24 protein-coding genes are annotated in these 23,540 nt (G+C 68.4%); 13 read left to right on the forward strand and 11 right to left on the reverse strand.

Annotated features, from left to right (window positions below):
• Positions 1-126: 126 nt before the first annotated feature.
• Together FNZ56_RS08745 and FNZ56_RS08750 are read right to left on the reverse strand one after the other, a co-directional pair.
• Entirely contained in the window at positions 127-2,985 is a 2,859-nt protein-coding gene (locus FNZ56_RS08745; RefSeq protein WP_185970703.1) for a M16 family metallopeptidase, read from the reverse strand.
• A gap of 131 nt (positions 2,986-3,116) precedes the next feature.
• A complete protein-coding gene (locus FNZ56_RS08750) occupies positions 3,117-5,969 on the reverse strand; it encodes a M16 family metallopeptidase (RefSeq protein ID WP_143879468.1) in 2,853 nt (950 codons plus the stop codon).
• Between the two features lie 111 nt (positions 5,970-6,080).
• Between FNZ56_RS08750 and FNZ56_RS08755 the strand changes: the two genes are divergently transcribed.
• From FNZ56_RS08755 to FNZ56_RS08790, 9 genes are all read left to right on the forward strand, one after another.
• Positions 6,081-6,812, forward strand: a complete 732-nt coding sequence (locus FNZ56_RS08755; protein ID WP_143879469.1) for an SDR family oxidoreductase — start codon at positions 6,081-6,083, stop codon at positions 6,810-6,812.
• 9 nt (positions 6,813-6,821) lie between these two features.
• Entirely contained in the window at positions 6,822-7,304 is a 483-nt protein-coding gene (locus FNZ56_RS08760) for a tRNA (cytidine(34)-2'-O)-methyltransferase (RefSeq protein WP_143879470.1), read from the forward strand.
• A gap of 17 nt (positions 7,305-7,321) precedes the next feature.
• The gene (locus FNZ56_RS08765) at positions 7,322-8,176 is read left to right on the forward strand and encodes a helix-turn-helix transcriptional regulator (protein WP_143879471.1); all 855 of its coding nucleotides are present in this window, start codon (positions 7,322-7,324) and stop codon (positions 8,174-8,176) included.
• 77 nt (positions 8,177-8,253) lie between these two features.
• Complete coding sequence (locus tag FNZ56_RS12880) at positions 8,254-8,400, forward strand: hypothetical protein (RefSeq protein WP_185970704.1); 147 nt, start codon at positions 8,254-8,256, stop codon at positions 8,398-8,400.
• Between the two features lie 202 nt (positions 8,401-8,602).
• Entirely contained in the window at positions 8,603-9,169 is a 567-nt protein-coding gene (locus tag FNZ56_RS08770) for an OmpO family porin (RefSeq protein WP_143879472.1), read from the forward strand.
• 166 nt (positions 9,170-9,335) lie between these two features.
• Positions 9,336-9,851: a hypothetical protein gene (locus FNZ56_RS08775; RefSeq protein WP_143879473.1), complete on the forward strand. Its 516-nt coding sequence runs from the start codon at positions 9,336-9,338 to the stop codon at positions 9,849-9,851.
• A 133-nt stretch (positions 9,852-9,984) separates the two neighbouring features.
• Positions 9,985-10,503 carry a hypothetical protein gene (locus FNZ56_RS08780; protein ID WP_143879474.1) on the forward strand — a complete coding sequence of 173 codons (519 nt, stop codon included), beginning with the start codon at positions 9,985-9,987 and terminating at the stop codon, positions 10,501-10,503.
• A 132-nt stretch (positions 10,504-10,635) separates the two neighbouring features.
• The gene (locus FNZ56_RS08785) at positions 10,636-11,169 is read left to right on the forward strand and encodes a hypothetical protein (RefSeq protein ID WP_143879475.1); all 534 of its coding nucleotides are present in this window, start codon (positions 10,636-10,638) and stop codon (positions 11,167-11,169) included.
• Positions 11,166-11,783, forward strand: coding sequence for a hypothetical protein (locus FNZ56_RS08790; RefSeq protein WP_143879476.1), 618 nt, complete (start codon positions 11,166-11,168; stop codon positions 11,781-11,783). Before FNZ56_RS08785 ends, FNZ56_RS08790 begins: the two co-directional genes overlap by 4 nt.
• Before the next feature lie 59 nt (positions 11,784-11,842).
• Here FNZ56_RS08790 and FNZ56_RS08795 read toward each other — a convergent pair whose 3' ends face one another.
• From FNZ56_RS08795 to FNZ56_RS08815, 5 genes are all read right to left on the reverse strand, one after another.
• Positions 11,843-12,877 carry an NAD(P)H-dependent glycerol-3-phosphate dehydrogenase gene (locus FNZ56_RS08795; RefSeq protein ID WP_143879477.1) on the reverse strand — a complete coding sequence of 345 codons (1,035 nt, stop codon included), beginning with the start codon at positions 12,875-12,877 and terminating at the stop codon, positions 11,843-11,845.
• Between the two features lie 7 nt (positions 12,878-12,884).
• Positions 12,885-13,412: a protein-export chaperone SecB gene (secB, locus tag FNZ56_RS08800; RefSeq protein WP_143879478.1), complete on the reverse strand. Its 528-nt coding sequence runs from the start codon at positions 13,410-13,412 to the stop codon at positions 12,885-12,887.
• A gap of 70 nt (positions 13,413-13,482) precedes the next feature.
• Positions 13,483-13,917 carry a rhodanese-like domain-containing protein gene (locus tag FNZ56_RS08805; protein ID WP_143879479.1) on the reverse strand — a complete coding sequence of 145 codons (435 nt, stop codon included), beginning with the start codon at positions 13,915-13,917 and terminating at the stop codon, positions 13,483-13,485.
• 94 nt (positions 13,918-14,011) lie between these two features.
• Complete coding sequence (locus FNZ56_RS08810; RefSeq protein WP_143879480.1) at positions 14,012-14,434, reverse strand: hypothetical protein; 423 nt, start codon at positions 14,432-14,434, stop codon at positions 14,012-14,014.
• 30 nt (positions 14,435-14,464) lie between these two features.
• Positions 14,465-14,926: a YiiD C-terminal domain-containing protein gene (locus FNZ56_RS08815; protein WP_143879481.1), complete on the reverse strand. Its 462-nt coding sequence runs from the start codon at positions 14,924-14,926 to the stop codon at positions 14,465-14,467.
• 21 nt (positions 14,927-14,947) lie between these two features.
• Between FNZ56_RS08815 and FNZ56_RS08820 the strand changes: the two genes are divergently transcribed.
• From FNZ56_RS08820 to FNZ56_RS08830, 3 genes are all read left to right on the forward strand, one after another.
• Positions 14,948-15,718 (forward strand): uroporphyrinogen-III synthase, encoded by a 771-nt coding sequence (locus FNZ56_RS08820; RefSeq protein WP_246064551.1) that lies wholly within the window; start codon positions 14,948-14,950, stop codon positions 15,716-15,718.
• 33 nt (positions 15,719-15,751) lie between these two features.
• On the forward strand, positions 15,752-16,720 hold the full coding sequence (locus tag FNZ56_RS08825) for a uroporphyrinogen-III C-methyltransferase (RefSeq protein ID WP_143879482.1): 969 nt from the start codon (positions 15,752-15,754) through the stop codon (positions 16,718-16,720).
• Positions 16,721-16,810: 90 nt separating this feature from the next.
• On the forward strand, positions 16,811-18,070 hold the full coding sequence (locus tag FNZ56_RS08830; protein WP_143879483.1) for a heme biosynthesis HemY N-terminal domain-containing protein: 1,260 nt from the start codon (positions 16,811-16,813) through the stop codon (positions 18,068-18,070).
• Positions 18,071-18,148: 78 nt separating this feature from the next.
• Here FNZ56_RS08830 and FNZ56_RS08835 read toward each other — a convergent pair whose 3' ends face one another.
• Together FNZ56_RS08835 and FNZ56_RS08840 are read right to left on the reverse strand one after the other, a co-directional pair.
• Positions 18,149-19,123: a DUF4349 domain-containing protein gene (locus tag FNZ56_RS08835; RefSeq protein WP_143879484.1), complete on the reverse strand. Its 975-nt coding sequence runs from the start codon at positions 19,121-19,123 to the stop codon at positions 18,149-18,151.
• Between the two features lie 74 nt (positions 19,124-19,197).
• The gene (locus FNZ56_RS08840; protein ID WP_143879485.1) at positions 19,198-20,475 is read right to left on the reverse strand and encodes an acetyl-CoA C-acetyltransferase; all 1,278 of its coding nucleotides are present in this window, start codon (positions 20,473-20,475) and stop codon (positions 19,198-19,200) included.
• Between the two features lie 97 nt (positions 20,476-20,572).
• Between FNZ56_RS08840 and FNZ56_RS08845 the strand changes: the two genes are divergently transcribed.
• The gene (locus tag FNZ56_RS08845) at positions 20,573-21,418 is read left to right on the forward strand and encodes a hypothetical protein (protein WP_143879486.1); all 846 of its coding nucleotides are present in this window, start codon (positions 20,573-20,575) and stop codon (positions 21,416-21,418) included.
• An 80-nt stretch (positions 21,419-21,498) separates the two neighbouring features.
• On the opposite strand, the gene FNZ56_RS08850 is transcribed toward FNZ56_RS08845, so the two are convergent.
• Complete coding sequence (locus FNZ56_RS08850) at positions 21,499-22,050, reverse strand: superoxide dismutase family protein (RefSeq protein WP_143879487.1); 552 nt, start codon at positions 22,048-22,050, stop codon at positions 21,499-21,501.
• 60 nt (positions 22,051-22,110) lie between these two features.
• On the reverse strand, positions 22,111-23,532 hold the full coding sequence (ntrC, locus tag FNZ56_RS08855; protein ID WP_143879488.1) for a nitrogen regulation protein NR(I): 1,422 nt from the start codon (positions 23,530-23,532) through the stop codon (positions 22,111-22,113).
• Positions 23,533-23,540 lie beyond the last annotated feature (8 nt).

A 23,540-nucleotide genomic window follows, 5' to 3' on the forward strand; every position in this document is an offset into this window, starting at 1 on the left:
AACCCTCTCCCCTTCGAGGGAGAGGGTGGCGCGAAGCGCCGGGAGAGGGGAAACAGCCAACGCCCCTCTCCTGTCCCTGCGGGACATCCTCTCCCACGGGGGGAGAGGAAAAGCTTGCCGCTTCGTTTACTTCGCCGGAGCCACCGGCTTGCCGTCGGCATCGATCACCTGCACCGGGCCGATGTCGAGGCCGCGGATGCCGGCCTCGATCTTGGCCAGGTCGCCGACGATCACCCAGGTCAGCGCTTCCGGATGGATCACTTCGGTCGCCGCGGCGCGGATCTGGTCATCGGTCTGCGCCTCGGTGCGCTGCTTGAGCGTGGCGACGTAATCGTCGGGGCGGCCGTACAGCGCGTTGCTCTGCAGCGCGCCGAGCACCGCGCCCGCGGTTTCGTAGGAACCGGGCAGGCTGCGCACGTTGCTCTGCTTGACCTTGGCGATTTCCGCGGCGGTCAGCGGACGCGCGCCGATCACGTCCTTTGCTTCCTTCAGTACTTCGGCCACGGATTCGGTGGTCTTGTCGGTCTGCACCGGCGCATAGAGCATGAACGGCCGTTGCCCCAGCGCGTCCTGCGAGAAGCTGTAGGCGCCGTAGGCCCAGTGCTTGTCCTCGCGCAGGTTCATGTTGAGGCGCGCGGTGAACTGGCCGCCGAACGCATCGTTCATGGTGTTGATCTGGAGGTTGTCCGGCGCGGTGGTCGGCGGCGCGAGTTCGCCGGCGAGGATCAGCGATTGCTGCGCGCCGGGCTTGTCGATCAGGAACACGCGCGGCGACGGCTGCGCGGCGACGACCGGGATGTTCTTCGTGCCTTTCGCGACATCGGATGCCTTCCAGTCGCCGAACACCTTGTCGAGCTGCGCGGTGATTTCCGGCAGCGTGGTGTCGCCGGCAACCAGGATCCGCACGTTGTCCGGGCGCAGCCATGCCGACTGCCAGGCGCGCAGGTCGGCGGCGGAAAGCGAAGAAATCGAGGCCTCGGTGCCGCTGCCGGTGAACGGAATCGCATACGGATGGCCGGCGCCGTAGACCAGCGGCGGCAGCGTGCGCAGCGCGATGCCGGTCGGCTGGGTCTTTTCCTGCGCGATGCCGGCGATCCACTGCGCGCGCACGCGTTCGAGGTCGGCGTCGCGGAAGGCCGGGTTGCGGACCACGTCGGCGAACAGCGCCAGCGACGGCGCGAGGTTGGACTTGAGGATGCTGGCGCTGGCGGTGCAACTGTCCAGCCCGCAGCCGGTGGCGAGGTTCATGCCGAGGCGTTCGCGCCGCTGCGCGATCTCGACCGAATCCAGCGTGGTCGTGCCTTCGTCGAGCATCGCGTTGGTGAAGCTGGCGGTGCCGAGCTTGGCGCCGGCGTCGCTGGCGTAGCCGGCGTCGAACTGCAGGGCCATGCTCACCACCGGCACGGTGTGGCGTTGCGCCAATACCACCTCGATGCCGTTCTTCAAATGCCCGCGCTCGACCTTGGGAAAGCTCAGGTCGGGGAAGCTGCTCACTTCCGGCACGCCCTTGCTGCGGTCGACGTCGCTCCTGGTGACGGTGAACTTGCTGGTGTCGGCGCCGGGAATGTCGGCCGGGCGATCCGGCGAAGCCGGCAAGCCCGCGACTTCTTCGACCTTCGGCGCGGTCTTGGTCGGCACCACGGTCAGGGTGTAATCGCCCTGCGCCAGCCACTTCTTCGCCACCGCCTGCACGTCGGCCGAGGTCGCCTGCTGCTGCCATTCGAATTGCTGCTTCCACGCATCCGGGCTACCGAGGTAGAGCGCGCTTTCGCCCAGCCGCGAAGCCTTGCCGAGCGCGCGCTCGAGGCCGCGGATGGTGCTGGCGCGATCCTGCGCCTGCACGCGCGCGAGTTCGTCGGCGGTCGGACCTTCCGCCAGGAACTTCGAGACTTCATCGGCGATCGCCGCCTCGACCTTGGCCGGGTCGGCGCCCTGCTTCACGTCGGCGGTGATCTCGAACTGGCCGCTCAACTCGAACGGACTGGCGCCGGCCGAGACCGAATCCACCAGCTTGTCCTGGTACACGAGGCGCTGGTACAGGCGCGAGGTCTTGCCGCCACCGAGCACGTCGGCGGCGAGGTCGAGCAGCACGAAGTCGCGTTCGCTGCGCGCCGGGATGTTCCATTCGCGCAGGATCCGCGTCTGCGACACCACGTCTTCCATCTGCGAACGCGTGGACGTGGTGCGCGGCGCGACCCATTCGGCCTGGCGCGCGACCGGCGGGCCGGCCGGGATGTCGCCGAAGTACTTCGCGACCTTGTCCTTCGCGGTCTTCGCGTCGATGTCGCCGGACAGCACCAGCACGGTATTGGCCGCGCCGTAATAGTTGCGGAACCAGTTCTTCACGTCCTCGAGCGAAGCGGCGTTGAGATCCGCCATCGAGCCGATGGTGTCGTGGTGATAGGGATGGTTGGCCGGGTAGATCTCGGCCAGTTCCTGTTCGCCCATGCGGCCGTAGGGTTCGTTCTCGTCCTGGCGCTTCTCGTTCTGCACCACGCCGCGCTGTTCGTCGAGCGTGGCCTGGTCGATCGCGCCGAGCAGGTGGCCCATGCGGTCGGATTCCATCCACAGCGCCATGTCCAGCGCGGTGGTCGGCACGGTCTCGAAATACATGGTGCGGTCGAGCCAGGTATTGCCGTTGATGTCGGAGACGCCGGCCTTCTCGAAGGGTTCGAAATACTCGCCCTTGTGGTTTTCCGAACCGTTGAACATCAGGTGTTCGAACAAATGCGCGAAGCCGGTCTTGCCCGCGGGTTCGTCCTTGGAGCCGACGTGGTACCAGATCGCGACCGACACCACCGGCGCCTTGCGGTCCTCGTGCACGATCACGCGCAAGCCGTTCGGCAAGGTGAACTGCGTGTACGGGATGTCGATGCCGGCAGTGGCCGAAGCGGCGAACGCGGGCGTGGACACGATGCCGCCGGACAACGCGGCGGCAAGCGCCATGCCCAGCAAGCTGGCGCGGGGACGGAGAGCGACGGACATGGCAAACCCCATGGAAGCGTGATGAAACGCACATGGTAGCGGGCCGCGCAACCGCGCCGCACTAGGCCACAAGTCCCGGAAGACGGGCCGGATCGCGTCCGGCCCGTCGCGTCGCGGGCGATCCGCGGCGATTACTTCGCCGGCTGCACCGGCTTGCCGTCGGCGTCGATCACCTGCACCGGGCCGATGTCGAGCGCGCGGATGCCGGCTTCGATCTTCGACAAGTCGCCGACGACCACCCAGGTCAGGGCCTTGCCGTCCAACGTGCGCGCCGCGGCATTCACCTGTTCCGGCGTGAGCGCCTCGACTTCGGTGTTGCGGCGCGTCACCCAGTCGTCGGGGCGGTCGTAACGCACGATGCCGCCGATGGTGTTCATCACCGCGTTCGCGGTTTCGTAGGCGCCGGGCTGGCCGCGGATGTCGTCGTCGACCGCCTTCTGCACTTCCTCGGCGCTGGCCGGCTTGGCGCCGGTCGCGTAATCGCCGATTTCGCGCTGCATCTCCTTCAGCGACTCCGCGGTCTTGTCGATCTGCACCGGCGCGAACGCCAGCCACGGGCGCTGGCCGACCGCGCCCGGCACGAAGCTGTAGGCGCCATAGGCCCAGTGCTTGTCCTCGCGCAGGTTCATGTTGAGGCGCGCCGAGAACAGTCCGCCCAGCACGTCGTTGGCGATGCCGAACTTCACCGCGCCGGGATCCTTGGCCGAAGGCACCAGCTCGCCGGCGAAGATGTTGGCCTGCACCGCGCCGGGCTGGTCGATGAGGAACACGCGCGGCTGTTGCGGACGCGCGACTTCCGGGATCGCCGGCGCCGCGTCGGCCGCGCCTTCGCCCTTCCACCCGCCGAGGGTGCGGTCGAGCAGCGGCACGATGTCCTTCAGCGTGGTGTCGCCGACCACGATCAGGGTCGCGTTTTCCGGCCGCAGCCATGCGTGCTGGTAGGCGACGAGGTCGTCGCGGGTCAGCGCGGCGACCTGGCTTTCGGTACCGCTGCCGGTGAACGGCACGCCGTAGGGATGCTCGTCGCCGAACAACAGCGGCGGCAACACGCGCAGCGCCGCGGTCTGCGGCTGCGCCTTTTCCTGGGCGATGCCGGCGATGCGCTGCGCCTTCACCCGGTCGATGTCCTTCTGGTCGAAGCGCGGTTGCTGCAGCATCGTCGAGAACAGCTGCAGCGAGGGAACGAGGTTTTCCTTCAGCGCCGACAGGTAGGCGTTGGCGCCGTCGAGCGAAGCGCCCGCGCCGACCTGCGCGCCCAGCGATTCGGCCTTGCCCTTGAACGCGAGGGAATCCAGGTCGCCGGCGCCTTCGTCGAGCATGCCCATCGCGAACGACGCGGTGCCGAGCTTGCCGTGCGGATCGGAGGCGTAGCCGCCCTTGAACTCGTAGCTCATCTGCACCACCGGGATCTCGTGGCGTTCGGCCAAAATCAGCGTGCTGCCGTTGGCGAGCGTGGCGCGCTGCAGCGCGGGGAATTTCAGTTCGGGGAACGCGGTCACCGCCGGCACGCCCTTGCTGCGGTCGACGCTGCTCGGCTCGGTCGTGTACTTCGGATCGACCGGCGGCAACACCATCGCCGCGGCCTTCACGCTCGGCTCCTCGGCCAGCGCGGTGCGCTTGCCGGGCATGACGACGAAGGTGTGGCTGGGATGGCCGAGCCACTTGCGGCCGATGTCGCGGATCTGCGCCGGCGTGGCGTCGGCCACGGTGGCGAGCGTGTCGCGGAAGCAACCTGGATTGCCTTCGTAGATTTCGCAACCGGCGAGGATGTCGGCCTTGCCGCCGAACCCGCCGATGCGCTCGATGCCGCGGATGAAACGCGCGCGGTACACGGTCTTGGCCTGCGCCAGTTCGTCGGCGGTCGGGCCGTCCTTGAGCAGGCGCTGCAGTTCCTCGTCGATGATCGCCTCGACCTTCGCCGGGTCCACGCCCTGCTTGACCATGGCGGTGACGGCGAAGTTGGACGACAGCTGGCTGCTGCTGTTGTAGGTACTGACCGAATCGGCGAGCTTGTCCTCGTGCACCAGGCGCCGGTCGAGGCGCGAGTCGGCGGCGCCGCCGAGCACCTGCGCGAACAGGTCGAGTTCGTCGGCTTCGCGCGTGCCGGCCTGCGCCACGTTCCACACGCGCTGCACCAGCGGCTGCGGCACCTTGTCCTTGAGCACCGTGCGCCCGGCCTGCGCCAGCGGCGCGACGTCGACCTTCGGCTGCGCCATGCTCGGCCCGGCCGGGATGTCGCCGAAATACTTCGCGACCTTTTCCTTCGCGGTCTTCGCGTCGATGTCGCCGGCCAGCACCAGCACCGCGTTGTTCGGGCCGTACCAGGTGCGGAACCAGGTCTTCACGTCCTCGAGCGAGGCGGCGTCGAGGTCGTTCATCGAACCGATGACGGTGTGGTGGTAGGGATGCCCGACCGGGTAGAGCGCGTGCGCCTGCACTTCCTCGAGCTGGCCGTAGGGCTGGTTCTCGCCTTCGCGCTTCTCGTTCTGGACCACGCCGCGCTGTTCGTCGAGCGCGGCCTGGTCGATGCCGCCGAGCAGGTGGCCCATGCGGTCGGATTCCATCCACAGCGCCATGTCCAGCGCGGTGGTCGGCACGTTCTCGAAGAAGTTGGTGCGGTCGTTGTTGGTCGTGCCGTTCTGGTCGGTGGCGCCGGCCTGCTCGAAGGGCGTGAAGAATTCGCCCTTGTGGTTTTCCGAGGCCTGGAACATCAGGTGTTCGTACAGGTGCGCGAAGCCGCTGCGACCCGCCGGTTCGTCCTTGGAGCCCACGTGGTACCACAGGTTCACCGCCACGATCGGCGCCTTGTGGTCCTCGTGCACGATCACCGTCAAGCCGTTGGGCAGGGTGAACTGCGTGTACGGAATGTCGATCGCGTTGCCGGAAGCGGCGGCGAAGGCGGGCGCGGACGCGATGCCGCCGGCGAGCGCAACCGCGAGCGCCGTGCCGAGGATGGTGGAACGGGAACGGAACGCGACGGGCATGACGGATCCTTCAGGTTCGTGACGAAGTTCCCATGTTAGTGCCGTGGGCCCAGCCCGTACTAGGCCACAAGTCCCGCGCATGTCGTCGCGACTCCGCGCTAGGCTGACGCCATGGATCCCTGCATCGCCGTCGTCACCGGCGCCAACCGCGGCCTCGGCCTGGAATTCGTCCGCCAGTTGCTGGCGCGCGGCGACCGCGTGCTCGCTGCCTGCCGCCAGCCGGGCAAGGCCTCGTCGCTCAATGCATTGGCCGGCGACCATCCCGGTCGCCTGCATGTGCTGCCGCTGGATGTCGCCAACGAGGCTTCGCGCACCGCATTCGCGCGCGAACTCGCGCTGGTACTCGACGACGACGCGCGCATCGACCTAATGGTGAACAACGCGGGCGCGCTGCATTCGGGCGAACGCTGGGGCCAGGTGCGCGAATCCGCGCTGGACGACAGTTTCCGCACCAATGCGATCGGGCCATTCCTGTTGACGCAGGCGCTGGCGCCGCGACTCGCCGACGCCTGCCCTGAGCAAGGTCGAAGGGGCGGCAAGGTCGCGTTCGTCTCGACCGTGATGGCTTCGATCGGCACGCGGCGCGAATTCCGTTCGCCCAGCTACTGTGCGAGCAAGGCGGCGCTGGACATGCTCGCGGTGCAGGCCGCGCACGCGCTGGCGGCGCGCGGCATCGCGGTCGCGTTGCTGCATCCGGGCTGGGCGCAGACCGACATGGGCGGCGATGGCGCGGACGTGACGGCGGCCGATTCGGTCGCCGGCCTGTTGCGGCAGGTCGATGCGACCGATGCATCGAAGCCGTTGCAGCTGCGCGACTGGCGCGGCGAAACGATTGCGTGGTGAATCGACGCGATGTTCCACGTCATCCTGTTCCGCCCCGAAATCCCGCCCAATACCGGCAACGTCATCCGCCTGTGCGCGAACACCGGCGCGACCCTGCACCTGGTGCGGCCGTTGGGCTTTTCACTCGACGACAAACAGCTGAAGCGCGCCGGCCTCGACTACCACGAATACGCGACGCTGCGCGTGCACGACGACCTCGATGCCGCGTTCGCGGACATCGCCGCGTCGACCATGGGCGAAGCTCCGCGCGTGTTCGCGCTGTCGACGCGCGGCGGCGTGCGCTTCGATGCGCCGCGTTTCCGCGCGGGCGATGCGTTCCTGTTCGGCTGCGAAACCGCTGGCCTGCCGGAAGCCGTGTTCGCCGCGATCCCCGAGGATCGCCGTTTGCGCCTGCCGATGCGTGCCAACAGCCGCAGCCTCAACCTGTCGAACGCGGTCGCGGTGACGGTGTTCGAGGCCTGGCGGCAATCGGGTTTCGACGGCGCCGCCTGAGCGCGTACGCTGTCGGCATGGGCCAGTCCGCTGCCATCCCGGTGCCGGCGTTCGATGTCGATGTCCTGCTCGACACCGCGGTCGCGTCGGTGCGCGACGTGCGCTGCCGCGGCGAATGCAGGCACCGCAGCGCGGAGGAATGCGCGTCGGCCACGCACCTGGTGTTCCCTTATCGCGGTGTGTACCTGCGCCATGTCGGCAGCGCACAAGCCGTGGCGGACGCCAACCACGTGCTGTCGTTCAACGCCGGCGAAGGCTATCGCGTCAGCCATCCGCTCGAAGGCGGGGATGCGAGCCTGTCGATCCGGCTCGACGAAGCGTTGTTGCGCGAACTGGCGCCTCCCGCGCTGCTGCGCGACGACGCGCCGCCGGCTTTCCGCCACCAGGCACTTCGCATCGATGCGCGCGCGCAAGCGCTGGTCGCGCTGTTGCGGCATGCGCTGCACCACGACCGGGTCGAGCCGCTGGAAGCCGAAGGCCTGGTGCTGACGCTGGCATCGCGCAGCCTCGGCCCGCGCACCGCGCGCACGCCGGGCGCGACGCGCGCACGGCAGCGATTGGTCGATCGCGCGAAGTTGCTGCTCGCCAGCGATCCCGCGCGCCGCTGGACCCTTGCCGGCATCGCCGCGCAAGTCGGCGGCTCGCCGGTGTACCTGACCCAGGCCTTCAAGCAGGTCGAAGGCATGCCGCTGTACCGTTACCAGTTGCAACTGCGGCTGGCGCGCGCGCTGGACCTGCTCGAAAGCGACATCGATCTGTCCGCGCTGGCGCAGGACCTCGGCTTCTCCAGCCACAGCCATTTCGCCGCGGCGTTCCGCCAGGCCTACGGCCGCACGCCATCCGGATTCCGCGGCGTCGCCGCGCATCGCTAAAGATCCTGACAGCGGCGACGATGCCGCGATGGTTTCCTGTGCATGCCCGTTCCGGGCTTCCCCACAGGAGAACCGCCATGCAAGAACGTACCTGCGCCGCCTGCGACTATCCGCTCGACGACAACGCCATCCAGGTCACCGTCGGTGGACGCACCGTCGAAGCCTGTTGCGAGGAATGCGCGCAGAAACTGCGCGAAGCGGGCGAAGCAGCGCGCAACCACTGATCGCAATTCCATTTCGCGCCTTTGGCGCCATGCCGCCGCCGCACCCGGGACGGCGGCGCATGACCCGGGCGTTGCGGAAAAGTTCCTGAACCCTTCGGTTCATTATTCAGGGCGTGTTGCGAGGGCCCGTCGATACTGCGCACGCCGGCTGCGAACGGTTCGCCTCAGCGCCGGCCATAACAAACAACAGAAGAGGTCCCCCATGAAGCGCGCTTTGCTTGCCCTGTCCCTGCTCGCCGCCCTGCCCTTCGCCGCCTTGGCGCAGGAAAGCGGCAGCACCGGCCTGAGTTACAACTACCTCGAAGGCGGTTACGCCGCCACCAACACCGATTCCGGCGACGCCGACGGCTGGGGTTTGAACGGTTCGGCCGCGTTCACGCCCAACTGGTCCGTGTTCGGCGCCTACAGCAACCAGAAGATCGACGACACCGACGTCGATTTCGACCAGTGGCGCCTGGGCGTGGGCTACAACCACCCCATCGCGACCAGCACCGACCTCGTCACCCGCGCCGCGTACGAGAAGTTCGACGCAGGCAGCGGCGCCGATTTCGACGGCTACAGCGTCGAAGCCGGCGTGCGCAGCGCGCTGACCACCAACCTGGAGGGCTATGCGCTGGCCGGTTACGAGGACGGCGACGAGTACGACAGCGATTTCTACGGTCGCCTCGGCGCACAGGTGAAGTTCAACCAGAACTGGGGCATCAATGGCGACGTGAAGTTCGTCGGCGGCGATACCCAATGGTTCGTCGGCCCGCGCTTCAGCTGGTAAGCGCGACCGAACTGCAGCACCCGCGACGACTCCCCTCTCTCTCCCCCGACGTCGCGAACGCCCCGGCCGGAAACGGCCGGGGTTTTTCGTTCCGGCGTGTCCGCTTTCGGCTCCTCGCCACGCATACACGGTGACCGGCCCGCATGGCCATTCCCGGAATGCATCGATGAACCCCCTGAATTCCCTGTTCGCCACCGCGTTCGTCGCCAGCGTTCTGGCCGCGTCGCCCGCGCAGGCAACCACCATGGCCCGCACGATGGAGGACCAGGGCGGTCCCGCCTGCCAGCTCAGCGTCCCCACGACGTCGACGCAAGTCCGTCCACGCGCGTCCGGGATGCGCAACGAGGGCACCACCAACGCCTTCGTGCTCTGCCAGTTCACGGCCACCTCGACCCCGTTCACGCAGGCCAGCATCGTCCTCGCCAGTATCGATGGCGCCGACCACAACCTGTCCTGCACCGGCATGAGCGGCTATGCCACGCAGACCGCCTACTACTCGACCTTCAACATCTTCGTGCGCGCCAGCGACCAGGCCGGAACGAGCATCGGCTGGAACTCGGGCTACTTCGATCCATCGTTGAGCACGCTTCCTTCCCGCGGGTTCTCGGTCACCTGCAACCTGCCGCCGGGCATGGCGATCATCAGCACCTTTGCCTTCTACGACGAAGACGTGGGTTCGTAAGCGCCACCCATTCCGAACCGCCATCGACCCCGGTCTGCAACGACCGGGGTTTTTCGTGCGCGCGTGTCCGCTTTTCGCTCCCTGCCACGCATACATGGCAACCGGCCCGCGCGGCCATTCCCGGAATGCATCGATGGACACCCCGAACGCCTTCGCGACCACGATCTTGGTGGCCAGCCTGATGGGCGCGACGCCCGCGTCGGCGGCCCCTGCGACCCGCTATCTCTTCGACCAGGGCGGACCGGCCTGCCAACTGAGCGTGCCCACCATTTCGTCGAAGGTGCGTCCACGTGCCAATGGCATGCGCAACGAGGGAACGGCCAACGAATTCGTGATCTGCCAGTACTCGAGGAACGGGGGTGGTTCCTTCAAGTACGTGTCGATTTCGGTTTCCACTTTCGACGGAATCGACCATGCCATCCAGTGCACCGCCATGACCGGCGACGTGGCGAATGGAACTTCCTATTCCAGCAAGAACTTCTCCACCGGCACGAACCCCAACTGGTACGGCTTCGCCCAATGGGTTCCTTCGGATTTCGGCCAAGCGGGCACGGCATTCGTCAATTCGACTGCTTCGGTGACCTGCATCCTGCCGCCCGGAGCTTCGATCATCCTTGTCGCCGCCAGTTACGACGAAGACGTGGGCGCGTAAGTCGCTTCCCGTTCGAACCACTATCGCACCGGTCGACAACGGCCGGGGTTTTTCGTGCGCGCGTGTCCGCTTTTCGCCCCCTGCCACGCATACATGGCAACCGGCCCACGGGGCCATTTCCGGAATGCATCGATGAACATCCCGAACGCCTTCGTCGTCGCAATCCTGGTTGGCGGCTTCGTGGCCGCGCAACCGGCGAATGCCGCAACAATCGACCGCACCTATCAGGATCAAGGCGGCCCCGCATGCCAACTCAGCATGCCGACCACGTCCTCGCAAGTGCGTCCGCGCGCGACCGGCATGCGCAACGAAGGAACCGCCAGCGAATTCGTGATCTGCCAGTTCCCTTCGAACGGTACGCCGTTTTTCCGTGCCAGCATCACTATCGTGCGCATCGACGAAAACAATCACGACGTGCAATGCACGGCCGTGAACGGCACCCAGTTGTCGGGTATCCAATACTCCACGAGAACCGCCACCACCGGCACCGACGGTACTCCTAACTCCATCACGTGGGATCGCGCCTGGGGGGACTTTCCCTCTCCATACCAGAACGGCCCGACCGACCGTTTTTCCCAACCCGCCCTCTCCGTCACCTGCATCCTGCCGCCTGGCGCCGCAATCCAGGGAGTCTATGGCTCGTACCACGATGACGTGGGCCAATGACCAGGCGGGGTTTTCATCGCCACTCGGGCCATGTCCGCTTCCACCCCGGTATTACGCATAGGCGGAAACCGGCCAACGCGGCCATTCCCGGATCATCCGCAAAAATGAGCGTAACGAAACTTGCCGCCATCATCGTCCTCGCGAACGCCGCATTCGCCGCCATGCCCGCGGCCGCGGTCGAGAAAAGCCGCGAATTGTGGGACCAGGGCGGCCCGGCCTGCCAATTGAGCGTCCCGACCACGTCGTCCCAGGTACGTCCGCGCGCGACGGGCATGCGCAATGAAGGCACCAGCAACCAGTTCATCATCTGCCAATACGCATCGACCTCGTCCGCATTCAAGGCCGCATACATCTACTTCCAGACCATCGACGGCGCCAACCATGCCGTGCAATGCACCGGCATGCGGGGCACCGCGGCCGGCGGCGACGCGTACTACGCCACCAAGAGCGGGGACACGGGCACGGGCAGCTATACCCAATTCTCCTGGTCCCCCGCGGATTTCGACGAGACGACCGATTTCGGCAATGCCATGTTTTCGGTGACGTGCATCCTTCCGGCCGGAACGTCGATCATCGCGACCCAGGCGATCTATGCGGAAGACGTGGGCGCGTGACCTCGCCGCCCCGAATCGAATGACCCAGCCCCGGCCGGAAACGGCCGGAGTTTCGTGTTCTACGGGAACAATTCCTGCGGGTATTCCGCCTTCTGCTCGCGCGCGAGCAGCCGCTGCAGCCCTTCCGCCGGCGTGAGGTCGCCGTGCAACACATCGCGCACGTTTTCGGCGATGGGCAGTTCCACGTCGTGGCGCGAGGCGAGGCGCATCACCTCGTCCGCGGTCTGCACCGATTCGACCACCTGGCCGATGTCGCGCACCGCATCGTCCAGCGATTGACCGCGACCGAGCGCGAGGCCGAGGCGCCGGTTGCGCGACAGGTCGCCGGTGCAGGTGAGCACGAGGTCGCCGAGGCCGGCGAGGCCCATCAGCGTCTCGGGCCGCCCGCCGATGGCGATGTTGAGCCGCAACATCTCGTTGAGGCCGCGGGTGATGAGTCCCGCGCGCGCGTTCAGGCCGAGCTGCATGCCGTCGGCGACGCCGGTGGCGACCGCGAGCACGTTCTTCATCGCACCACCGAGTTCGGCGCCGCGCATGTCGTCGCCGGTGTAGGCGCGGAACGCGGGACCATGCAGCACGTCGGCGACGAGCTGCGCGAACGCGGCTTCGTCCGAATGCACGGTGAGCGCGGTCGGCAATCCCTGCGCGACTTCCTTCGCGAACGAAGGCCCGGTCACCACCGCCAGCGGCACGCCGGTGCCGAGCATGTCGCCGGCGACTTCGTGCAGGAAACGGCCGCTGCCGGGTTCGAAGCCCTTGGTCGCCCACGCCACGCCGGCATCGGCGGGACGCAACGGCGCCAGCGCGCGCAGGGTTTCGGTGAACGCGTGCGAAGGCACCACCACCAGCACCAGATCCGCGTCGCGCAACGCCGCGGCGAGGTCGGTGGTCGCGCGCAGCGCATCGGGCAGTGCGATGCCGGGAAGGTAATGCGGGTTCTCGTGCCGCGCGTCGATCGCCTCGACCACGCCTGCATCGCGGCCCCACAACACGACGCGATGGCCGTGCCGTGCGATCAGCGCGGCGAGCGCGGTGCCCCAGGAGCCCGCGCCGAGGACGGCGACCGAGCGTGCGGCCGTTGCGTCCGGTCCCATGCCGGGCTCAGGCGTTGCCGGCGGTCTCGGTGCCGCTGCCGAGGGCGCCACCGGCCTGCTGCGCGGCGCGCTGGCGCAGGTTCTCGGCGTACAGCCCCTCGAAGTTCAGCGGCTGCATCAGGAACGGCGGGAAACCGCCGGCCTGGATCAGGTCGCCGATGGTCTGGCGCGCGTATGGATACAGCGAGGCCGGGCACAACGTGCCGAGCACCGCGTCCAGCGTCTGCGGATCGAAACCGGCGAGGGTGAACAGCCCGGCCTGCTTCACTTCGGCCAGGTACAGGGTCTTGTCGTCGACCGTGCAGGTCACGGTGATGTCGAGCTGCACTTCGTAGGCGACGTCGCCGAGGCGCTGCACGCTCTGCGCGAGGTTCATCTGCAGCTGCGGCTGGCCCGGGAGTTCGGCCGCGAACACCTGCGGCGCGCCCGGCGCTTCGAACGAGACGTCCTTGACGTAGAGCTTGTCGAGGCTGAAGGTCTGGCCCGCCGGCTGCGCGTCGGTCGCGGCGCCGTTGGCTGGGGAAGTCTCGGACATCGGGGTACTCCGGCTGGAACGTGGGGAAAGCGGCGATTATGGCACGCGCCCGCGGCCCGGCCGGGCCCGCCTAGCGGCCCTTGGCCAGCGGCAGGCCGGCCTGCTGCCAGCCATCGATACCGCCATCGAGCACGAACACGCGCTCGAAGCCGGCCTTGCGCAGCATGGATGCGGCGCCCTCGGCGCTCTGCCCGGCCTTGCACACCAGCACCACCGGCCGCGATTTCGCCATGGCCAGCAGTTTGTGTTCAGGCTTCACCTCGGCCAGCGCCAGTTGCTTCGCGCCGGGGATGTGGCCTTTCTCGAAATCGGCCGCAACGCGCACGTCCAACACCAGCGCGTCCTCGCGGTTGACCAGTGCGGTCAGCGCCGCGGGAGCGAGTCGGTGTCCGCCGCGCAGCAGGCGCATCGCCTCCATCCCCAGGATGGCGAGGGTCAGGCCGGCCAGCGCCGAGGACAGAATGGGGTTGCGACCGGCGAAGGCCGCGAGTTCGGCGAAGTTCACGTGCAGGGTTTCCGGCTACGACGAAGCGGCGCGCATTGTCCCACAGCGGCTTCACCCGACGTTGTCGCGGGAACGGCCCATCCCCGCGATTGCCTTATTCCCCGGCCCAGAAATCCGGCAGGCCCGAGGTCACCCACCAGGTCTTGGTCGCCGGGTCGTAGCGCCATTCCTCGGTGTAACGCAGGCTGCGCTCGGCCATGGTGTTGCGGTTGATCACGCCGATCTCGATCTCGCGCCGGGCACGATCCTCGAGGACCTGCGAACCGAGCTCGTGGTAACCCGACACCTGGACCTGCTTGTAGCGCGAGAGCTCGAGGTCGGTGAGCGGATGCTTGTCGCGGTATTCGGAATCGAGCAGGTTCCACGCGCCTTCGAAATCGCCCCAGCGGATCGCCGCCGACCACGCGTACTGCGCACTATCGAGGGCGCTCATCTTCGGTTGGCCGGTGGCGCAACCGGCGAGCAGCGCGCCCAGCAGGGCAACCAGCAGCCAACGCCACGACTTCGCCTGGATCATGTGTCTTCCCCCGCTTTCGTCGACGCCATCCTAACCCCTGGCGATGGCGACGTAGCGCGAACGCATGTCGCAGGCGCTACCGCCCCCGGGCAGCGGGACGCGAGCATCGAGGTTCAGGCTCGCGCGGCCGTTGGCGCGTAGCGTTGCAACGAAGGCCGCCAGTTCCGCCGCGTCGGCGTTCGCGGTGGCTTCGAGGTCGGCGAACAGTGGCGCGCGATAGCGCACCTCGCTGGAGGCCACGAACACGTCCGCATGCAGGCCGGCGCGTTCCAGCGCCAGCGTGGCCACGCCCCAGCCGGCCAGGGTCATCAGCGAGACCAGGCTGCCGCCGAACGCACAGCCCTTGTCGTTGACATGCGCGGACAGCGGCGCGCGCAGGCGCAGCCCGCTGGCGTCGGCGCCGGCGATCTGCAGCCGCATCGCCGCCACCGGCGGCATCGACAGGTAGTGCGCGAGCAGCGATTGCAATGCCGGATCGGAATCGGGATTCATGGATGTATGTATGCTCGTTCCATGGCGAAGGCGAAGCGAATGCCGTTGGCGAGATGCTATGTGATTTCGCTGCGCCCGGTCGGCGCGCACGAATCCCTGCGCCGGGCCGCCGCCGCACGGGGCGCGCGCGTGCTGGCGCTGTCCTCGTGGCGGATCGAGACGCAGGACGATGCCGGAACGCGACGCGCCCTGCGCGCCGCGCTCGCCGCCGACCTCGTGATCGCCACCAGTCCGGCCGCGGTGCGCGCGACCGCCGCGTTGCAAGCACTGAAGCGGAAACGCGGGCAACGCTGGTGCGCGGTCGGCGCCGGCACCGCCGCGGCGCTGCGTCGCGCCGGCATCGACGCGGTCGTTTCGCCATCGCGCATGGACAGCGAAGGATTGCTCGCGCTCGCGGAACTGCAATCGTTGCATGGACGCGGCGTCGGCCTGCTCACCGCGCCCGGTGGGCGCAACGTCATTGCGCCGACGCTGCGCAAGCGCGGTGCGCACGTGCTGCGCGCCGACGTGTACCGGCGCGTCGAGATTCCGTTTTCATCGGCTTCGCTTTCGCGTTTCCGCGCGCTGCGCGCGAAACCATGGCTCGCGCTCGGCAGCGGCGAAGCCCTGCAACAAGCGTTGACGCGCCTTCCCGCCGACCTCGCCGACAAGCTGCGCGCGGCCGATGTCGCCGCAGCCAGCGAACGCCTCGCGCAGGCGGCGCGGGAGTTCGGGTTCCAAGGCCGGATCGCGGTCGCGGCCAGTGCCCGCCCGCGCGATCTCGTCGCGGCGATGGCGGCGGCGATCGGGTAGCATGCGCGCCACGTTCCGCACTCCCCCGCGCCCGTGACGTCCCCCGACCCGACATCCGCTCCACGCTCCGGTTCCGGCCGCGGCGGGTTCGTCTTCGCGCTGGTCGTGTTGGCGGCGTTGGCGGTCGCCGGCTGGTACGGCTGGCGGGCCTGGTCCGCGCGTGATGCGGCCATGCGCCGCACCTTCGCCGAACAGGCCGATGCGCTGGACGCCCGCCTCGATGCGTTGCGTGGCGAGCAACGCGCGCAATCGCTGCGCATGCAGCAGGACGAAGCGACCAACCGCGTGCTGCGCGAGGAACTGATCGGCCTCGGCCAGCGCTCGGCCCTGATCGAACAAACGGTGGAAAAACTCGCCGACCCGGACCGCCACGGTGCGCAGGCCCTGTTCCTCGACGAAACCGCGCTGCTGCTCGCCACCGGCCAGCAACGCCTGCAACTCGCCGGCGACCTCGACGGCGCGCGCCGCGCCTACGCCATCGCCGCCACGCTGCTCGAGCGCGTGGACGACCCGAAACTGCTGGACCTGCGCCAGACCCTGCTGCAGGAACGTAACGCGCTGGATGCGCTCGGCGCGGACCCGCGCGCGGCCGCGCTACGCGAACTCGCCGGTTTCGCCGCTTCATTGCCCGGCGACGGGGCGGTCGCGAACGATCGCGATGCGAACTCGCCGTGGTGGCAACGCCTGCTGTCGCGGATCGTGCGCGTGCAACCGAGCAACGCCGCCATCGCCACCGATCCGGTCGACCGTCGCAACGCGCGTTCGGCACTCGAACTCGAACTCACACTGGCCCGCGCCGCGGCCGAACGCCGCGATGCCGCCGCGTGGCACGAGGCGCTGGACCGCGCGAACGCGTGGCTGCATCGGCTGTGGCCGGATTCACCGCAACGGAAAACCCTGGAAGCGCGGCTCGCGGCATTGCGCGCGATGCCGCTGGCGACTTCGAATCCCGTGCTCGGCACCACGCTGCAGCAGTTGCAGGCGCTGCGCTCCGCGCGTTGAAGCGTGCCGGTTGGGCCCGCGTTCATCTCCGCAACGCCGCCGCGACGCGGCATGCGCTAGGGTCGGCGCGTCACGCAAGGATCCATCGCCATGAACCTGTTCCGCAGCCTGCTGTTCTGGATCGTGCTCGCATTGCTGGGCGCGCTCGCCGCGCAATTCCTGCTGGCCGATCCGGGCTACGTGCTGGTGCGCTTCCGCGGTACCGATTACACGACCACCGTCGCCGCCGCGGTCATCGGCGTCCTCGTCGCGCTGCTCGTCATCGGCGTGCTGTGGAAGCTGTTGATGCTGCCGTTCCGTTCCTGGCGCCGGCTGCGCGACCGCAATTCCCGTGCACGATTGGGCGAAGGCCTGGACGCATTGCACGGCGGTCATTACGCCCGCGCCGAGCAGTTGCTGGCGCGCGCGGCCGACGAAGGCCACGACGCCGCCTTCGCGCGCGTGGCCGCGGCGCAGGCCGCGAACGCGCGCGGCGACGCCGCCGCCGCACAGGCGCACATCGATGCGCTCGATCCGAGGCACGCCGGTGCGCGCGCGATCGCGCTTGCCGAACAGGCACTCGCCGACGAACGCCCGACCGATGCGCTGGTCGCGCTCGACATCCCCGCGATTCAGCCCTTGCCACCACGCGGACAGGCCTTGCGCGCGCAGGCACTCGCCGCGACCGGGAAATCCGCCGAGGCCTACGGCCTGCTTGGTGCGTTGCGCCAGCAGCACGCACTGCCGGATGCGCTGCTCGACGAATTGCAGGAACGCTGGGCCGCGGCTGCATTGCGCGATGCCGCCGACGCGAACGCGCTCGCCGATACCTGGGATCACCTGCCGAAGGCCGTTCGCAGCGATCCCGACGTGGTGCTCGCCTACGCCGACCGTGCCGCCGCACTGCGCTGGGACGAGGCTGCTTCGAAGGCGGTGGAAAGCGCATTGGACACGCGCTGGGACGAAAGCCTCGCAGCGCGCTACGGCACGCTGCCCGCCGGCGGTCGCGCCGAACAGCGCCGCGCGAACATCGAACGCTGGCTGCAGGCGCATCCGTCCAGCCCGGCTTTGCTGCTCGCGCTCGCTCGCCTCGACCGCGATGAAGGCCGCTGGCCGCAGGCCGAAGCCAACCTGCACCGCGCGCTGGCGCAGGGCGCCGGCGCCGATGCCTGGGAGGAATTCGGCAACGCCTACGCGCAGGCCGGCGACACGGACCGCGCGCAACGCAGTTATGCAAACGCGTTGCGTGTTGCCCGCGGCGAAGCGGCGCTGGAACTTCCCGGTCGCGATTCACGCGAGGAGCCCGAGGACGGCATCGCGATCGAGGAACGCGACGAGCACGGGATTCCGCGATTGCGGGGAGAATCGTAGGCCCGATCGGTTTTAACGACCCGGCAAGAACTCGCTTCACGCGAAAGCCGGGTTGACGAAGCAACCCGGCCTGCGATTTCAGGGTCGAGCGGTTTTCCTTCTGCGCCAGTACCGCAGCAAGGAATATCCCGCCGCGATGAGCAGCCACAGCGGCCACACCTGTGCCAGGGCCACGACGAGGTTGAGCGCGCCCCGCCAGCCGATGCGCAAGGATTCGCCCAGGCGGTTGAAGAACCCGGGGCCGTTATCGCGGAACACGGCTTCCACGTCGATGCGCACGGCCTTGCGCACCTGCGAATCCTGGTGCAACGACAAGGCGATCGTGCTGAAGTCGACGCGATCCTGGAATTCCTTCATCGCCAGCATGGCTTCGTCGCGATCGGCGTTCGCCTCGCCGCGGGCCTGGATCGCATCGGCCTTCTGCCCCAGCTTGCCACCGTCGGCCACCGCTGCGCCCAATTGCTGCTGCGTCGATTGTGCGCGTTGCGCCGCAAGTTGCTGGCGCAGCAGTTCGAACTGCGCGTCCTCCGCCTTGAAGCTCCGGCTGTCGAGGAATTCCATCTTGCCGGCGATGGCGCGCAGGAACGATTGCGTCTTTTCGCTGGGCACGCGCACGGTCAATTCGCCATGCAGGGTGTATTCGGTCAACTCCAGCTGTTTCCCGTCGCCAATCGAACGTCGACGCATGCCCTGCGTTTCGGACTTGATGTCGTTGCCGACGACGAATCCACCCTGCGCCGCCACTTCGTCCTCGATGGCGAGCGCGGTCGCATAAACATCCCTGACCTCGAACTCGGCGCGCGCGGTACGGATGAACCTGCGCTGCGCATCGACGAACGTCGCGGCACTCGACGCCAGCTGCTGCGGATCGACTGCCTGGCTTTCCGCAACGGCAGGTGGTGCCGCCGGGGCCGGGGCGCCACCTCTTGCGATGTCCGCCTCTGCCGAGGCCATGGATGCATCGGCCGCTTGCTGCTGCCGGGAACAACCGGCGATGGCTACGGCCAGCAGCAGGCCGACAAAGACCGAACCTTGTACCCACCTCGTGCGCATGGACCACCCCCGTTCGTGATTGGCGATGCTATCAACGAACGAAGGACGCAACGGGGTTAACCCGTGCTGCCCGATCACCGCTCCAGAATCGCCACCACGCCCATGCCACCGGCGGTGCAGATCGACACAAGGCAACGGCCGCCGCCGCGCTGCTTCAGTTCCTTCGCCGCGGTGGCGACGATGCGCGCGCCGGTGGCCGCGAACGGATGCCCAGTGGCGAGCGATGAACCGTTGATGTTGAGCTTGGCCGGATCGATGCGACCCAGCGGCGCATCCAGGCCGAGGCGGTTCCTGCAGTATTCCTCGCTCTCCCACGCGCGCAGCGTGCACAGCACCTGCGCGGCGAAGGCTTCGTGGATTTCGTAGAGGTCGAAGTCCTGCAACGTCAGTCCGTTGCGCGCGAGCATTTCCGGCACCGCGACGGTCGGTGCCATCAACAGGCCTTCGCCGTGCACGAAATCGACCGCGGCCACCTGCGTATCTCGGATGCGGCACAGCACTTCATGCCCGTGCTTCGCCGCCCAGTCTTCCGAGGCGATCAAACACGCGGCGGCGCCGTCGGTCAGCGGCGTGGAATTGCCGGCAGTAAGCGTGCCGCGGCCGGAAGTCTTGTCGAACGCCGGCTTCAGCGTCGCCAACTTCTCGATGCTGGTGTCGGGACGCAGGATGTTGTCGCGTGACACGCCGCGGAAACTGACCACCAGGTCGTCGAAGAAACCGCGCTCGTACGCGGCGGCGAGCTTGTGGTGCGAAGCGACCGCGAGTTCGTCCTGCGAATCGCGCGAGATGTTCCACTCCTTCGCCATGTCCTCGCAGTGGTCGCCCATCGACTTGCCGGTGCGCGGTTCCGCGACGCCGGGGAATTCGGGCTTGAGTTCGCGGAAATGGAAGCCCCTGAACGCGGCGAGCCTGTCCTTCGTCGTCTTCGCGCGCGCGGCCTCGAGCACGCGCCGGCGCAGGGCCTGGCCGTAGACGATGGGCACGTCGGAGGTGGTGTCGCTGCCGCCGCCGATGCCGACCTCGATCTGCCCGGCGGCGATCTTGTTGGCGACGATCATGATGCTGTCGAGCGAGGTGCCGCAGGCGCGTTGCAGGGTGATGCCCGGCGTCAGCGGCGACAGGCCCGAGGACAGCGTCGCCTCGCGCGCGAGGTTCCAGTCGAACGGCTGCTTGATCACCGCGCCGAACGCGACTTCGCCCAGCACCTGCCCGTGCAGACCGAACTTCTCGACCAGCGCGCCGAGCGTGCGCACGCCCATGCCGAGGTTGCCGACATCGGCGTAGGCGGTGTTCTGCCGGCAGAAGGGGATGCGGACGCCGCCGAGCACGGCGACGGGACGGCCCTGGAGCATGGTGTTTCGCCTCTTTCGCGGCCCGCGCGACACGCGCGGGCATAATGGCCGCAGTCTAGCGCCGCGCCCGTGTGCGGCCAATCACGACGCCGAGGCCATGCACGACCACGACGCCAATGCCACCGGCCTGCTCGCGCTGGAACTCGCCGACGGCGCGATCGGCGTCGATGCGCTCGCCACCGACGCGGCGATGGCCCTGGCCGAATGCCTGGCCCTGGATCTCGCGCGGATCGCGCCGCGGGCCGCGGACTGCGACCTCGTGCTCGCCGCCGCGCATTTCGACCCGGCCGAGGCCCTGCGCCCCGGCTGGCCGCTGCACCAGCGGCTGGCCGAACTGCATGCGCGCGCGCCACGCGCCAACACACGGGCCGCGCGCATCTTCGCCTTCGGCGCGGACGCGCAGGGCCGCGTGCCGCTGCCGTTCATGGCCGAACCCGAATTGCGCGGCGGTGCGCTGCGGGTGTTGCCGTTCCTGCTGACGGGAGCCGATGCGGCCGCGGTGCAGGAACAGCTCGAAGCCGAACTGCTGGATCGCGGCATGGCCTCGGCGCGCACCGCGTTGCTGGCGCAGGAGGCGTTCGCCGCGCGCATCGAGCACGCGCGCCTGTTCACCCTGCACGACCTCGCCGCGATGATGGCGCTGCAGTACGAACACGCCGGCCTGCGCGTGCTGTGGCCGGTGATCGAAGTCGCGCTGCTGGCGCCGGCGGGAAGCGTCGAAGTCGATGCACCGCCGGAGCCGCGCCTGCGCTACGCCGAAGGCGTGTCCCACCTGGAAATCGCTTCGCCGTCGCGCTGGCAACGCGAATTCCCGGGCGGCAACGAACTCACGCTCGAACAAACGGTGCGCGGTTACGCCGCTTACGAGGCGCGGCTGCGCCAGTTCGCCGCGGTGCTGGCCGCGCACGGCATCGACGCGGTGTTCGATTACGTCGATGCGTGAATGCGCAATGTTGTGGGAGGGGCTTCAGCCCTGACATGGCATGCCGCAGGGTTTGTCGCGGCTACAGAAGCATCAATCGCTCACGGCGCGGTGATCACCCCGCAGGCGATGCGCGCACCGGCGTTGCCGGACGGCTGCGAGGTGTAGTCGTCCGCATTCGCGTGCACGACCACGGCCTTGCCGACGATGTCGTCGGCGCCGCCGCCTCCGAGCACGGCGCCGGCGAAATGCGCGTCGACGTGTGCGACGCCGTTCGTATCGGCGACGAGGTTGTCGTTGTCGCCGAGGTGGTGGTGTGGCGCGCTGGCGCGACCGTGCGCATCGCCGGCGGGATTGAAGTGGCCGCCGGCGCTGGACGCATCGGCCGCGCTGCAGTCGCCGGTTTCATGGATGTGGAAACCGTGCGTGCTGTTCGGCGCGAGCCCGCCGATGTCGCCCGTGACATGCACGCCGTCGCCCATCGGCATCAGCATCAATTTGCCGCTGACCATGCTGCCCGAGGCGGGCGCGAGCGCGACGCTGGCCATGTCCACGGCACCAGGCGCGGACGCGGCGGTATCGGACGACGGCGTGCTGGCGCAGCCGGCGAGCAATGCGATCGAGGCGGCGAGCGGGAGGATTCGAAGTTTCATGGCGATCTCCGGTCGAAGTCCGCGATGCTCTCGCAGGCGATGTTGCGTCGTGGTGAATCGTCAGCGCCGCTTGCGCCCCGGCCCGAGCTTGCGCGTGAGCGTGTTGCGGCCGACGCCGAGTTTTTCCGCCGCGGCGCCGCGATGGCCATCACTGTGCTCCAACGCGGCCTGCAGCAGCACGCGATCGAGCCGCGAGCGCGCCTGCGCGTGCAGGTCGCCCGCGCCATCGCGCAGTTGCGCGCGCGCCCAGTCCGCGAGCGCGCCTTCCCACGCATCGCCTTCGACCGACGCGGACGCAAGCGGGCCCGCGGCTTCGTCGAGGTCGTGCAGGCCCAGGGTCGCGCCCGGCGCCAGCGCGGCGAGGCGCCAGCACAGGTTTTCGAGTTCGCGCACGTTGCCCGGCCAGTCGTAAGCCTGCAGCCGTTCCAGCGCAGCCGGCGACAAACGCTTCGCCGACGCGTGCAGTTTCTGCGCGGCCGCGGCGAGGAAACGCGACGCGAGCAACGGAATGTCTTCGCGCCGCTCGCGCAGCGGCGGCAGGCGCAGCCGAACGACGTCGAGCCGATGCAGCAGGTCGGCGCGGAAACGCCCGTCGGCGACCAGCGCTTCCAGCGGCTGGTGCGTGGCCGCGATCACGCGCACGTCGACGCGGATCAGTTCGCGCCCGCCGACGCGGAAGAATTCGCCTTCGGCCAACACGCGCAGCAGTCGCGTCTGCAAAGCCGGCGGCATGTCGCCGATTTCGTCGAGGAACAGGGTTCCTCCGTCGGCCTGCTCGAAACGCCCGACATGGCGCTTGTTCGCGCCGGTGAAGGCGCCGGCCTCGTGGCCGAACAGTTCGCTTTCGAGCAATTCCGCCGGAATCGCCGCGGTGTTGAGCGCGATGAAGGGTTTGTTGGCGCGCGGCGATTCGCGGTGCAGCGCGCGCGCGACCAGTTCCTTGCCGGTACCGGTTTCGCCGGTGACCAGGACGTTCAACGGTGCGGCCGCGACCCGGCCCATGGCGCGGAACAGCGCCTGCATCCGCGGCGAATCGCCGAGCAGTTGCGGCGCGTCGTCCTGCATCGACGCTGGTGCTTGCGAACGCGATTCCTTCGATGCATTCGACGAAGGCAATTCCGGCAACGCGCGCGCGGCCAGCGCCACCGCATGGTCGAGGTCGAAGGGCTTGGACAGGAATTCGTGGGCGCCGCCGCGGAATGCGCCGGCGGTGCTGGCGAGGTCGGTGTAGGCGCTCATCACGATCACCGGCAATTCCGGATGCCGCGATTTCAGCCGTTCCAGCAATGCGAGGCCGTCGTCGCCGGGCATGCGCACGTCGGTGAACAGCAGCTCCGGAGGCTGGCGATTCCCCAGCGCTGCAAGCGCCGCCTGCGCCGAATCGAAACCCTCGACTGCGTAGCCGGCTTCGCGCAACGCGGTCGCCAGCACGAAGCGCACGCCGTGGTCGTCGTCCACCACCCAGATGCGCGCGGCGTTCATTTCCCCCT

It is taken from the genome of Lysobacter lycopersici, assembly GCF_007556775.1.
In the GTDB taxonomy this organism is placed as follows: Bacteria; Pseudomonadota; Gammaproteobacteria; order Xanthomonadales; family Xanthomonadaceae; genus Pseudoluteimonas; species Pseudoluteimonas lycopersici.

What these genes read in the sequence shown, in the direction of transcription:
- FNZ56_RS08745 (WP_185970703.1), bottom strand. Translation starts at nt 2,985, where the DNA reads ATGTCCGTCGCTCTCCGTCCCCGCGCCAGCTTGCTGGGCATGGCGCTT.
- FNZ56_RS08750 (WP_143879468.1), bottom strand. Translation starts at nt 5,969, where the DNA reads ATGCCCGTCGCGTTCCGTTCCCGTTCCACCATCCTCGGCACGGCGCTC.
- FNZ56_RS08755 (WP_143879469.1), top strand. Translation starts at nt 6,081, where the DNA reads ATGGATCCCTGCATCGCCGTCGTCACCGGCGCCAACCGCGGCCTCGGC.
- FNZ56_RS08760 (WP_143879470.1), top strand. Translation starts at nt 6,822, where the DNA reads ATGTTCCACGTCATCCTGTTCCGCCCCGAAATCCCGCCCAATACCGGC.
- FNZ56_RS08765 (WP_143879471.1), top strand. Translation starts at nt 7,322, where the DNA reads ATGGGCCAGTCCGCTGCCATCCCGGTGCCGGCGTTCGATGTCGATGTC.
- FNZ56_RS12880 (WP_185970704.1), top strand. Translation starts at nt 8,254, where the DNA reads ATGCAAGAACGTACCTGCGCCGCCTGCGACTATCCGCTCGACGACAAC.
- FNZ56_RS08770 (WP_143879472.1), top strand. Translation starts at nt 8,603, where the DNA reads ATGAAGCGCGCTTTGCTTGCCCTGTCCCTGCTCGCCGCCCTGCCCTTC.
- FNZ56_RS08775 (WP_143879473.1), top strand. Translation starts at nt 9,336, where the DNA reads ATGAACCCCCTGAATTCCCTGTTCGCCACCGCGTTCGTCGCCAGCGTT.
- FNZ56_RS08780 (WP_143879474.1), top strand. Translation starts at nt 9,985, where the DNA reads ATGGACACCCCGAACGCCTTCGCGACCACGATCTTGGTGGCCAGCCTG.
- FNZ56_RS08785 (WP_143879475.1), top strand. Translation starts at nt 10,636, where the DNA reads ATGAACATCCCGAACGCCTTCGTCGTCGCAATCCTGGTTGGCGGCTTC.
- FNZ56_RS08790 (WP_143879476.1), top strand. Translation starts at nt 11,166, where the DNA reads ATGACCAGGCGGGGTTTTCATCGCCACTCGGGCCATGTCCGCTTCCAC.
- FNZ56_RS08795 (WP_143879477.1), bottom strand. Translation starts at nt 12,877, where the DNA reads ATGGGACCGGACGCAACGGCCGCACGCTCGGTCGCCGTCCTCGGCGCG.
- secB (WP_143879478.1), bottom strand. Translation starts at nt 13,412, where the DNA reads ATGTCCGAGACTTCCCCAGCCAACGGCGCCGCGACCGACGCGCAGCCG.
- FNZ56_RS08810 (WP_143879480.1), bottom strand. Translation starts at nt 14,434, where the DNA reads ATGATCCAGGCGAAGTCGTGGCGTTGGCTGCTGGTTGCCCTGCTGGGC.
- FNZ56_RS08815 (WP_143879481.1), bottom strand. Translation starts at nt 14,926, where the DNA reads ATGAATCCCGATTCCGATCCGGCATTGCAATCGCTGCTCGCGCACTAC.
- FNZ56_RS08820 (WP_246064551.1), top strand. Translation starts at nt 14,948, where the DNA reads ATGGCGAAGGCGAAGCGAATGCCGTTGGCGAGATGCTATGTGATTTCG.
- FNZ56_RS08830 (WP_143879483.1), top strand. Translation starts at nt 16,811, where the DNA reads ATGAACCTGTTCCGCAGCCTGCTGTTCTGGATCGTGCTCGCATTGCTG.
- FNZ56_RS08835 (WP_143879484.1), bottom strand. Translation starts at nt 19,123, where the DNA reads ATGCGCACGAGGTGGGTACAAGGTTCGGTCTTTGTCGGCCTGCTGCTG.
- FNZ56_RS08840 (WP_143879485.1), bottom strand. Translation starts at nt 20,475, where the DNA reads ATGCTCCAGGGCCGTCCCGTCGCCGTGCTCGGCGGCGTCCGCATCCCC.
- FNZ56_RS08845 (WP_143879486.1), top strand. Translation starts at nt 20,573, where the DNA reads ATGCACGACCACGACGCCAATGCCACCGGCCTGCTCGCGCTGGAACTC.
- FNZ56_RS08850 (WP_143879487.1), bottom strand. Translation starts at nt 22,050, where the DNA reads ATGAAACTTCGAATCCTCCCGCTCGCCGCCTCGATCGCATTGCTCGCC.
- ntrC (WP_143879488.1), bottom strand. Translation starts at nt 23,532, where the DNA reads ATGAACGCCGCGCGCATCTGGGTGGTGGACGACGACCACGGCGTGCGC.